The organism is Bacillus sp. B2-WWTP-C-10-Post-4, assembly GCF_009183805.1.
Lineage (GTDB): Bacteria > Bacillota > Bacilli > Bacillales > Bacillaceae_G > Bacillus_A > Bacillus_A cereus.
Genome location: NZ_WEII01000112.1, coordinates 1 through 11800 on the forward strand (window position 1 = coordinate 1; position 11800 = coordinate 11800).

The window sequence follows — 11800 nt, forward strand, 5'->3', positions numbered from 1 at the left end:
AAATACATCTATTCAATATGATTCCGGCATGTATATTATTACAATATAAATAACCGAGGAGATGCTATCTTCCTCGGTTTCATATCTCAAATACTTCAACCTTTATAGTTTATAACGTAATTTCCCACACATTCGATTCATATACCAATAAGAAATTTAATATATTAATAAACTACTAACTTCTTTACCCCAGCCAAATTTTGAGGCAGAAACCTTTCTGCCTCAAAACAACGGGATAAAATATAAAAGAGTCTCATTAAAAAATGAGACTCTTTTACAATTTCATATTTAAATCGATTTCGAAGTTTACTTACCAAAGATAAATACCCTAGTAAACACTGCCATTATAACTACAATAACTAGAAAATAAAGTGGCATCACCAGTAACGAGCCCGTATGCAATTGACTCATTCCCCAAATTGTCATCGTTACAATTACATAGTATCCTAAGCTAAACAACGCTCCAGCTGTACCAATGACATCTTGAAAATCTACTAACGCTAAACTTAAACAATTAGGTAACGCTACTCCAATTCCTAATAGCAATATAAACATCGCTATTAAAAATACAACCATATATATTACATACGGATTTGATCCCACAAACGTAATAACAGATAAAAGGATAGCTCCTCCTGTCATTACGAGACAACCGATATATATAATTTTCTCTGGTTTATAAGTAGCAAGTAAACGTTTTGAAATTTTCGCTCCAACAATAGAAGCAGACGCTACAACAATTCCTAGAAAGCCATACATACTAGGCGATAACTGAAAGTATTCAATAAAGATAAACGGCGCTTCTGCATAATAGCTAAATAAAACACCATTTGCTCCTCCAATTAACAGCCCATATGTTACCACTTTCGGATTTGTAATTAACCTCTTCAAGACTGAAAATACATTTATTTTATTCGTTACTGAGCCCGTTTTTGTTTCAGGAAGAGAAACAAACGTATACAGAAAAATACCGATACTCATAACTACTAAACTTAAAAATACTATTTTAAATCCAAACATTTGATCAAGAAAGCCACCAATTAACGGTCCTATCGCTGGTGTAAAAGCAATGACTGCTGAAATTTGAGCAAACATAACATGCCTCTTATGCCCTTCTACACTTTCACGAAGAATCGTTTGCGTCACAACTGATCCTGCACTTGCTCCAAACGCTTGAATAAAACGACTTACCAATAAAACTTCAATGGAATTTGCAATAAAGCACAAGAAACTCCCAGCGCCATATACGACAATTCCAAATAACATTGCCCGGCGACGGCCAATTATATCTGATAGCCATCCAATAAAAAATACACCTAAAGCAAATCCAGCAAAATACACACTAAGCGTTAACTGCACCTCATTATTACTTACATGTAACGCCTTTGAAATGTCCGGTAAAGACGGTGTGTAAATCGTTTCACTAATTTGCGGAAATGCGACAAGAATAATCATTAACAAAAGTGATGGTACTGAGACTTTTTTCATTTTTCATACCCTCCTATAACTTTGAAAATCTCAGAAGTAAAAAGACTTTCCTAAGCTACGGAACAGGAGGGGCCATTATAGAAATCCGGTCATAAAACAACAAAGAAAACACCTCAATTACGTATGTTAATACTTATAGGAGGGTAATATTAACATCGATCTTTAAATATACTTTTTCAATTATATTACATATTGCGTTTCTTTTACTAGTGCTCAACCTTGGAGGATTGTTAAAAAGATAACTTGATACATTCACCTTTTTATGGAATAATTAGAAATAGTTTGAATTCATAAACTTAATTATTAAACGATAGACTAGCATATTTTAATGTCACAAGCTTACAAACAGGAGGACTTTCGTAATGATTGAAATTTTAAGGACAGTATTAAACTTTCTAATTTCTCTATTCTCAGGAGAATTACCAATTGTATATTATGTATGGATTATTAGCCTATTCCTAATTCAAATAACCCAATCTACTCTAAACTATAAACTCTTTAACAAGAAAGACAATTTCAGCACTTATATATTGGAAGGATTACTTGCTTTTATTATTTTATTGTTTGGAGGAATATTAGTATCTAAGTTACTTGCCTACATAATAGACGACCCTGCTATTAGTATGACGAATTTAACACATTATTTTGTTTCTCTTATCATATTAACTATATTTGTCGTAATAACCTGTGTTAAAGACTTTATAGAAACATCTATAAAGAATAAAAATATCTCTCTTTTTAGCTTTTTAGTAATTTCCTTCATAACAAGTCTACTTTCATTCAAGTTTTTATCACCTTTAATTGAAGGTTCTTTTTCTCTTTCTAAATCTTTTATAACTACTTTAATCATTCTAGTAACCGTATCCATTCCTCTATTAATTTCTTTAGAGGAAAAATATGCAGGTGAAAAGGAAACAGAAAATTTATAGCTTCTCATTTACATAAAAGAAAGAGGGAGCTCCCCTCTTTCTTTTAAATCATCCCTTTTAATATCAATCCTAAAACTGACATTATTATCGCGCTAATAATAATTCGCAAAATCCAAGTAGTGTTTGTACTTATTTTTTCTAATTGCTTATTGATTGTTGCTATGTCTTTCTCATTAATAGTAGTACGCGTTTCTAAATTTCGAATGTCTCTCATCATTTCTTTTTGCTCCGCCTTGAGACTGTCAATTTTAGCGTAAACATCTTCCATATATCCACACCCTCTGTTCATCTTAATAGAAAAATCTATATATATTATGAGACAACCCTCTTACCTGTGAATACATTGCGTATATCCGCGTACCAAATTATTTGTACAATCTAATTGAATTACTCACATGTTTCCATTCTTCTATTTATAAATTAGCGTTAAGATAGATTAAAATTTAAAAAGGAATCCCTTGTTTATTTAACAACAAACAAGGTGCAATCCAACATTCGGGAGCACCTACGATAATTTCTATTGTTTTCATATTTACAACTCAATATAATCAGTATGATTTTCTGAAGAATCCACTTTTTGAACTGCTTAAAGTATACTAATATGAATACGAAATAGCTGTATTGATAAACTCTCTAGAACAATAAATATACTGGCTGAAACGGATCTATATCCGATATTTTTTCCAGTAACATGAATGGTTATTTCTGATAAATGCGTTTGTACATCATTGTTTTCAAAAATTTCATCCTCAACCTTTACAATATCTGCTTCACAATCTACTTCTTTAAAAGTTTTCAATAATTTTGTTTCCAATAAACTACAATCAAAGCTCTCATCTTTTATTACGGCAAATTTAACCTTCATATCGATTTCCCCATTTTTAACAAACTAAAATCACTAAATCAATATAAATATATATTATTCTATTAAATAATTCAAAATATACGCTTCTTATATGCATTATTAAAAATCAGTTCTAAAGAATTAAATAGTAGGCGTTCCACTAATCTTTCATATAATTCGTCTCTTAATTATTTTGCTCATTGCGCTTTTTTATTTTCCTCACTATTTCAACTAAACTTTCTGTAATAATACATATTTCAAATACATTATTTCCTTTCACTCATACTTTTATCATTGAGTTTTTATTCACAAATTCGTAACACATACATATGAGTTATCATGCTAAAATTAGTTTATTCACAAGAAGAAGTTCTTCTTAATAAATCAACCATTTTTAATACCCTGTTTAAAACCTTGCCCCCCTGCAAGGTTTTTTCCTATTTAAATAGAGTAGTAGTTTTCGTTATGCTTCTCTCCCCCTTGTTCCTTACCCTACAAATAATACTTCATATTTATTTTAATTTTTCAGCATCCGTACTCGCTCTGTTCGAGAGCTCTTTACCAAATATTCAATCTAATGATAAGATTGACCAAATTAATATTTTCGTCCATAACTGTATCAAAAAGTACACTAAAGAAAAAATAGCACTCTCACAATTAAGTAAACGCGAGCTTTTTCTTCTATCTACTTACTATTTAAGGTTAATAGTGACATAACCAGATTTTAAAATTCGACTTAAATTCATTGATGAATGGAGAGGTTTATATGAAATTGAAAGACAAAGTAGCAATCATAACTGGTGGAGCAAGTGGAATTGGCGAATCTACTGTTCGTCTTTTTATCGAAGAAGGTGCAAAAGTAGTTATTGCTGACTTTTCTGAACGTGGAAAAGAACTATCAGATGAATTGAATGCACATGGATATAATACTTTATTTATTAAAACTGATGTAACAAAAGAGGCAGATATTAAACAGCTAATTCATGAGACAGTAAGTACATACGGTAAATTAGATATTATGTATGCCAATGCCGGCGTTGCTGATGATGCACCAGCAAACGAATTATCCTATGAAAAGTGGAAAAGGACTATTGATATTAATTTGTCTGGGGTATTCCTTTCTAATAAATATTCGATTGAACAATTCCTTAAACAAGGTACAGGTGGTGTCATCGTTAACGCTGGTTCGATTCATAGTTTTGTTTCATTACCTACCCCAACAGCATACTCCTCTGCAAAAGGTGGTGTGAAACTATTAACTCAAAATTTATGTACTGCCTACGCTAAATATGGAATACGTATTAATGCGGTGTGCCCCGGTTATATTGACACCCCTTTACTTGGTAGTGTTAATCCTGAACAGAAAGAATATTTAGCTTCACTTCATCCACAAGGCAGACTTGGAACACCAGAAGAAGTCGCTAAAGCTGTCTTATTTTTAGCAAGTGATGATGCTAGTTTTGTTAACGGTACAACACTTCTTGTTGATGGAGGCTATACTGCACGTTAATTTAAAAATTTTGAAGCACCCTAAGAAATATATAGTCTTCAACAAGAAAAAGCGCCATCACAAGTGACGGCGCTTTTTCTATGTAAGAGCAACTAGAAGGTATCCTTCTAGCCTACTCCCATTTATAAGTCCAAAACTGTTCAAGTTGCAGCCATTTTAATGTTGCTGCATCTTTGTTTTTTATTTTTGCATGCGTGTCTTCAAGCATTGCTTCTGTTTGTGAACGGTGCGCACCTAATGCAGTTAATTTATGATCAAATACTTCACTAATGTTATTTACAACATCCGGTTCTCCTAATACTGCCTCACGATTTTTCGTAATCGCAACAGCATGGATAACTGGGCGCTCTTCTTTTGGCATACGTGATACAGCGCGAACGACAGCGCGGCCAAATGCATTATGATCTGGATGTACACCGTGTTCTGGATAAAATGTAATAATTCGAGATGGATTTACTTCTTGAATGATTGCTTCAATTTTATCAGCAACGAAATCAACATCTTCAAATTCTAACGTTTTATCATGGAAGCCAAGCATTCTTAAATCTTTAATACCCATCGCTTCACAAGCATCTTTCAATTCTTTCTTACGGATATGTGGAATCGTTTCACGGTTAGCGAATACGTTCTTACCCATGTTACGTCCCATTTGTCCTAGAGTACCACATGCATACGTTACAGGTACTCCTTGATCTGTTAATAAGCGAATTGTTCCTCCCGCAGCATATGCTTCATCATCTGGATGCGGAAATACAACAAGTACATGTCTCTCCATAAGTTTCCCTCCTTCTTACTTAAATGGTGTTAAGCTTAACTCAAGTGCAACTGCTAAGCGACCTAAATTATCATGTCCAGCTAATAATAAACGCTCTTGATCGTCTACTTCCCAGTGCGTAATACCTTCAGCATATACCCAACCGTGATCCATTTTCAAACCAACTCGGTATGGATTTGTTCCAGTTATCTTCCCGCGTTCAAAACGGATAATCGCATTTCGAATGAAAGCACCAACTGTCATCATCTTTTCATTTATGTGTGATGCATACGCTCCGTTTGTCGTTTCTAAATGAATATATACATCTTTATTTACAAAACGTTCAATTTCATTTTGAATAAGAGAACTATCTTTTACTATTTCCATCGGAATTCACCTCTTTAAACCATTTTACGCAAAAATAATGTAAATTGCTATCTCTATATTAGAGGACAACGCTCACTTTTCCTAATAATTTGCACTGTGTTTTTTATATTTTTTATATGATATGTAAAAAATACATTTTTTCCTTCACTTTGTTAAATAGTTTTCTTTCTTTTTTGAATTTGCTACAATATATTTTATCCCGTATTATTGCAGCGAGATACATTTCGACAATTGAATACATAATTTAAAGAAGGTGACATGATTGGAACAGTCAGCACATGAAGTAGCAAATTGGCAATATTATTTTGCAATTGCCGTATTTTTAATCACGTACGGATTTATTATTTCTGAGAAATTGAATCGTGCTGTAATCGCACTATTCGGTGCTGCTATTATGATTATTTTTGGAGTTGTAGATTTACATACTGCTTTCACATCACATATTCAATGGGAAACGATTACCCTTTTAATTGGGATGATGATTCTCGTACATATTACGAGTCAATCAGGCGTCTTTGAATTTGTGGCCATTAAAGCGGCAAAAGCAGCTGGTGGAAAACCGATTCGCATTTTATTATTACTATCCCTATTAACTGCTGTCGGATCAGCATTTTTGGACAATGTAACGACTGTTTTATTAATCGTTCCTGTTACATTATCCATTACACGTATTTTAAAAGTAAATCCTGTGCCTTATTTGATTTCAGAAGTGCTGTTTTCAAATATAGGCGGAACAGCAACATTAATCGGTGATCCACCTAATATTATGATTGGATCAGCAAACAAGCATTTAGACTTTAACGCCTTTTTACTTAACTTAGCTCCAATCGTAATTATTATTTCTATCGTGACACTTGGCATTATTTACTTCATGTATCGTAACAAACTAAAAACAACACCTGAACAAATCGAAAAACTAATGGCATTAAACGAAAAAGATTACATTAAAGATCAAAGCCTCCTTTTAAAATCTATTTCGATTTTAGGACTAACTATTTTAGGCTTCGTACTTCATTCGATTATTCATGTAGACGCTGCTGTTATCGCGATGACAGGCGCTACACTTCTTATGTTAATCGGCGTGAAAGAACATGATATTGAAGATGTATTTGCCCATGTTGAATGGGTAACCATTTTCTTCTTCGCCGGATTATTTGTTCTCGTTGGCGGGTTAATTGATATCGGACTTATCTCTTCACTTGCAAGAGAAGTAATCGACGTAACAAACGGTGACATCGGATTCGCAGCTATACTTATTTTATGGGTATCTGGCATCGCATCTGCGACAATCGACAACATCCCATTTGTCGCAACGATGATTCCTCTTATTCAAGACTTAGCTACAGGACTCGGACTATCTGTCGATTCTCCGCAAATCGAAGTACTATGGTGGGCGTTATCTCTTGGAGCTTGCTTAGGAGGAAATGGAACACTAATCGGTGCATCTGCAAACGTAGTCGTTGCTGGTATTGCAAAACGTGAAGGACATGGCTTCTCTTATATGGACTTCTTAAAAATTGGTTTACCATTAACTATTGTTGCACTCTTGTTATCACATGCTTATATATATTTACGTTATTTAATGTAAAAGTTGTATTGCATGAAATTATGTCGTCAAATACAAAAGGTTTGCAGCATGCGTGCTGCAAACCTTTTGTCATCACCAAAATATACCGATAATTGCTAAACCACCTAAAATCATACCACCAATTTGTCCGACAATTGTTGGTGATAATTGAACACCTTTTCTCACTTCAACAATTGGTCTTTCGTGCCTTAGTTGCTGCACTTCACTTTGAAGTTGGTGCACACTTCCGTGCAACTCTTTAATAAGTTCTTTTAATTCGGCGACCTCTTCATTTACTGGTTTTGCCTTTTCTAAATTCATTTTACATGACTCCTTATAAATTCAATCAACACACTGTAAATTTTCGCCAATTACCATTATATCTCCTGCATACTACATATATAATTTCGAATGTACTTTCTAACCTTGCAGCTCTATCCATTCATCTCGCAATATCCCCATAATCATACGGTCAAAACACTTCCCATCTCTTTGAACCGCTTCTCTCATACAGCCTTCCATTTGAAAACCCATCTTTTTATACAATGCAATGGCAGGTTTATTATACGAAATAACATCGAGACCGATGCGGTGTAAATTCAATTCATAGAAAGCATACTTTAGAATAAGATGTATTGCTTCTTTCCCATATCCTTTTCCTCTATCATTCGTATCTCCTATACCAATGGCTAATAAACCTTTTCTGTTATTCCACTCTATACCATGAATCGCCACAAAACCAATTAAGCGATTTTCTTGAACTGTCCTTACCATGAAAGAAACACTATTCGATCTCCGTCCTTTTAATAACTCATCACTTGCTATTTCATTTAAAGATTGCGGGAATGCTACATCTGTATCAACATGTCTTAAATACTCACTATCTTCTTGCCACATAGCCATTACTTCAGCATCTGTTTCTCTCATAGCTGATAATTTAATCGTTTTATTTCGAAAAAGATTCATTGTCATTTCAAACTCCCCCTTTTAAATAACAGGGATACTTATTTTAGCCTATTTATCCCCTTATTCCATAAACTGTTTCATAAACGGGATACTTACAATAAGCGCTGACATTGGCACATCTCCTCCATATTGAATTAACTTCATTGTATAATTTTTTATTTATTCTAACAACAATAGAAAGGCCCTCCAAATTTAGAGGGCCTTTCCTAATAGCAAAACTATATTATTTCGTAAACATTTTCTCCGCTTCATCCATTGCCATTTTGTTTCCTAAAGCAGAATAGTCCAGCCATGGTTGATCATTGATAATGTATACGTGCTTGCCTTTAACTGCTTTTAAGTCTTTCCAAATTGGCGTTTCTTGAAGTTGTTTAAATGCTGCTTTTGCTTTATCATCTCTATTTACAACAACGAAAATCGCATCTGCATCAAAGTCAGGTAATACTTCTTGTGAAATGACTTCGAAAGGGCGGTTTCCATCAATTTTCTCTACACCATTTGCAGGCTGTAACCCTAAGTCTTGGAATAAAATTGGTCCCATCGGTCTTTTCGTACTAAATACACGCAATTCTTTTGCAGTAACGCGAATTGCCATTACTTTTTCGTTATTACCTAGCTCTTTATCTATTAAACCTTTTACTCGTTTTGATTGCTCTTCGTAATCTTGAATATATTTATCTGCTTCTTTCTCACGGTTTACAAGTTTACCAACTTGTTTTAAATGATCTCTCCACGTACCTTCATCTAAATTGAAAGAATGTGTTTTTGCAATTTTTTCGTATTTCGCTACATCTTTACCAGCATATTTTTCATCAACATAAATGTCAGTTGGCTTTAATTGAAGTAACGCTTCCATATTCGGATCTGTTACAACACCAAGCTTCTTCGTATCTTTCAACTGCTCTTTTGCGTGCGGTAAGAAATCTTTTAAATCTCCACCAATAACAGAACCTACTGGTGTAATTCCTAATGCAAGTAAATCATTCGTTAAATGAATAGACATTGAAGCAATTTTTGGGTCATTACTTTTTTCCGTTTTTTTCGTTGCCTCTTCATTAGCTTTCGTTTGACCACATGCTGCTAATACTAAAATACACATCATGCTAAATAAAATAGTAAGTTTCTTTTTCATATGTTCTCCTCTTTGAAGTATTTATTTTGTTTTTGTAAGTAAATAAAGAAAATACGGTGCTCCTAAAGCTGCCACTACTACACCAGCTGGAATAGAGTTTGGCTCAAATATAGAACGACCTATCGTATCTGCTAGCACTAAAATAATCATTCCGATAATGCCAGCTAAAGGAAGAAAGTGTTGATATGTAGTACCTACTAACTTCCTTGCGATATGCGGAGCAACTAAACCGATAAAACCAATCCCTCCTGCCATCGATACACTTGCGCAAGATAATCCAACCGCTGTAGCTAAAAGTAATAACCGTTCTTTTTGAACAGAAACACCAAGTCCTGCTGCTACACTATCACCTAGTGACAATGCATTTAACGTTTTAGATTTTAGCCATGCATACGGGGTTAGTATGAAAATCCAAGGTAATAATGCAAGGACATGAATCCAATCCCTTCCCCACACGTTACCAACTAACCATCTGGAAGCGAATGTATATGTCTCATCATTTAACTTGAGAGAGAAAAATAACGAAATCGCACTAAATCCAGCTGAAACAGCAATACCAACGAGAATAAGTCTAATGGGAAGTAAACCTTTTGATTGATCACTCGCAAGTATAATAATTAAAAATGCAGCTAGTATTCCCCCACCAAATGTAAATAACGGTATTAAAATCGATGCATTCTCATTAATAGAATGAAAGAAAGTAACAAATATAATTAGCCCGAAAGATGCACCTGAATGCAGTCCTAAAATACCAGGGTCTGCAAGTGCGTTACGTGATAATCCTTGTAAAATCGCACCGGAAATCCCAAGGCCAATACCAGCTAACATTGTGATTATAATTCTTGGCATACGATAATCGTATAGCACGGTTGCACTTTCAAAATCACCATAACCGAAAAGCGTTTGAATTACTTTGAGCGGTGCAATACTAAGTGTCCCTGTATTTAAGCTAAGTAAAATGACAGCGATACCAATACAACCGAATATTGTAGTTACAGTAATGGCTCTTTTTTTATCTGTGTTAATAAGACCCTTCACTTATAGCTCTCTCCCAACTTTACGTGCTATATAGAGGAAGAACGGAACTCCAACAAGAGCTACCATAATTCCTATCGCAAGTTCTTTAGGAGGGTTTACTGCTCTTGCTCCTAGGTCAGCTACAACTAATAACATAGCTCCTAATAATGCTGACATAGGAATAATGAGTCGATAATTAACACCAACTAATTTTCTAGCAATGTGCGGGATAACTAGTCCTACAAATCCGATAGAACCAACAGCTGAAACAGAAACACCTGCCAGAATAACTACTATAATCATCCCTAGTATTCTCGTTCGGTTCGTTTTCACTCCTAAATTTGTAGCAACATCATCTCCCATTGATATGAGTGAAATTGATCTCCCTAGCATTGTCGCAAAAATAATCGTTATAAGAATAATAGGGACTAAAAATTTCAAGTGTTCCCACTTAACCCCTGCAACACCACCAGCATACCAAAACGCTAAATCTTGGCTTAAATCATAATAAATCGCAACACCTGAACTTAATGAATGTAAAAGCGCTGCCATAACCGCTCCAGCAATCGTTAACCTCATTGGTGTTAACCCGCCTGATGTTGCTGATCCAATAACAAAGATAAGTACTGTACTTAAGACAGCTCCAATAAAGGAAACAATCATTAAATAGGAATACGGCATATGTGGGAAAAAAGCAAAACTAAGTGCTACTACAAACATCGCACCTGCATTTATTCCGAGTACACCTGCATCAGCTAAAGGATTTCGTGTTACACCTTGCATAACAGCACCAGCAACCGCAAAAGCTGCCCCTACAACTGCTGCACCAATTACTCTCGGGAGCCTTAATTCATAAATAATTTGGTGCTGTGTTAGTTTCGGGTTGTAATCCAAAACCGCTGCCCACACCGTTTGTAAATGAATATCTTTTGCACCAAATGAAATGGCTAAAAATATAGATCCAATTAAACATAAAATTGTTAAGCTCATGAAACATATGAACTTAATATGTAGCCAGCGGTTATTACCAGCATGTACAGTAGACTTATGTAACATGTTTCATTTCATCCTTTATATTCAGTTGTTTTTTATAATTATTTTTTATTTGTAATTATTATTGATAATAATTATCATTTTCATTTAGATATTATATCGCCACTTTTTTTAAATAGCAAACTATTTTTTCACTTCGCTAAATATTAAAAT

General features: G+C 34.3%; 13 protein-coding genes. 3 read left to right on the top strand and 10 right to left on the bottom strand.

Annotation, left to right across the window (positions count from 1 at the left end; genetic code table 11):
• Nucleotides 1-306 precede the first annotated feature (306 nt).
• Entirely contained in the window at nt 307-1488 is a 1182-nt protein-coding gene (locus tag GBN78_RS25220) for a multidrug effflux MFS transporter (protein ID WP_088046466.1), read from the bottom strand.
• A 362-nt stretch (nt 1489-1850) separates the two neighbouring features.
• Here GBN78_RS25220 and GBN78_RS25225 point away from each other — a divergent pair, with 362 nt between their 5' ends.
• Nucleotides 1851-2417, top strand: a complete 567-nt coding sequence (locus GBN78_RS25225) for a DUF5823 family protein (protein ID WP_088046467.1) — start codon at nt 1851-1853, stop codon at nt 2415-2417.
• A 43-nt stretch (nt 2418-2460) separates the two neighbouring features.
• Here the strand turns inward: GBN78_RS25225 and GBN78_RS25230 are convergent, their stop codons facing one another.
• Together GBN78_RS25230 and GBN78_RS25235 are read right to left on the bottom strand one after the other, a co-directional pair.
• Entirely contained in the window at nt 2461-2685 is a 225-nt protein-coding gene (locus GBN78_RS25230) for a hemolysin XhlA family protein (RefSeq protein WP_000390469.1), read from the bottom strand.
• A gap of 318 nt (nt 2686-3003) precedes the next feature.
• Nucleotides 3004-3282 carry a hypothetical protein gene (locus GBN78_RS25235; RefSeq protein ID WP_000865018.1) on the bottom strand — a complete coding sequence of 93 codons (279 nt, stop codon included), beginning with the start codon at nt 3280-3282 and terminating at the stop codon, nt 3004-3006.
• 745 nt (nt 3283-4027) lie between these two features.
• On the opposite strand from GBN78_RS25235, the gene GBN78_RS25245 reads away from it, so the two are divergent.
• The gene (locus tag GBN78_RS25245; RefSeq protein ID WP_000768020.1) at nt 4028-4771 is read left to right on the top strand and encodes an SDR family NAD(P)-dependent oxidoreductase; all 744 of its coding nucleotides are present in this window, start codon (nt 4028-4030) and stop codon (nt 4769-4771) included.
• Between the two features lie 112 nt (nt 4772-4883).
• Here the strand turns inward: GBN78_RS25245 and bshB2 are convergent, their stop codons facing one another.
• Together bshB2 and GBN78_RS25255 are read right to left on the bottom strand one after the other, a co-directional pair.
• Complete coding sequence (gene bshB2, locus GBN78_RS25250) at nt 4884-5546, bottom strand: bacillithiol biosynthesis deacetylase BshB2 (protein WP_000439483.1); 663 nt, start codon at nt 5544-5546, stop codon at nt 4884-4886.
• A gap of 15 nt (nt 5547-5561) precedes the next feature.
• Nucleotides 5562-5912 (bottom strand): YojF family protein, encoded by a 351-nt coding sequence (locus GBN78_RS25255; RefSeq protein WP_000407045.1) that lies wholly within the window; start codon nt 5910-5912, stop codon nt 5562-5564.
• A gap of 262 nt (nt 5913-6174) precedes the next feature.
• On the opposite strand from GBN78_RS25255, the gene GBN78_RS25260 reads away from it, so the two are divergent.
• Nucleotides 6175-7500, top strand: a complete 1326-nt coding sequence (locus GBN78_RS25260) for an ArsB/NhaD family transporter (RefSeq protein WP_000437992.1) — start codon at nt 6175-6177, stop codon at nt 7498-7500.
• A gap of 72 nt (nt 7501-7572) precedes the next feature.
• Here the strand turns inward: GBN78_RS25260 and GBN78_RS25265 are convergent, their stop codons facing one another.
• The 5 genes from GBN78_RS25265 to GBN78_RS25285 all read right to left on the bottom strand — a co-directional run bounded on the left by GBN78_RS25265 (nt 7573) and on the right by GBN78_RS25285 (nt 11650).
• Entirely contained in the window at nt 7573-7800 is a 228-nt protein-coding gene (locus tag GBN78_RS25265) for a coiled-coil domain-containing protein (protein WP_001047298.1), read from the bottom strand.
• A gap of 99 nt (nt 7801-7899) precedes the next feature.
• Nucleotides 7900-8451, bottom strand: a complete 552-nt coding sequence (locus GBN78_RS25270) for a GNAT family N-acetyltransferase (RefSeq protein ID WP_000178504.1) — start codon at nt 8449-8451, stop codon at nt 7900-7902.
• 217 nt (nt 8452-8668) lie between these two features.
• Nucleotides 8669-9577: an iron-hydroxamate ABC transporter substrate-binding protein gene (locus GBN78_RS25275; RefSeq protein ID WP_000728222.1), complete on the bottom strand. Its 909-nt coding sequence runs from the start codon at nt 9575-9577 to the stop codon at nt 8669-8671.
• A gap of 21 nt (nt 9578-9598) precedes the next feature.
• Nucleotides 9599-10615 (bottom strand): FecCD family ABC transporter permease, encoded by a 1017-nt coding sequence (locus GBN78_RS25280; RefSeq protein WP_017763454.1) that lies wholly within the window; start codon nt 10613-10615, stop codon nt 9599-9601.
• A complete protein-coding gene (locus GBN78_RS25285) occupies nt 10616-11650 on the bottom strand; it encodes a FecCD family ABC transporter permease (RefSeq protein WP_152127835.1) in 1035 nt (344 codons plus the stop codon).
• Between the last annotated feature and the right edge of the window lie 150 nt (nt 11651-11800).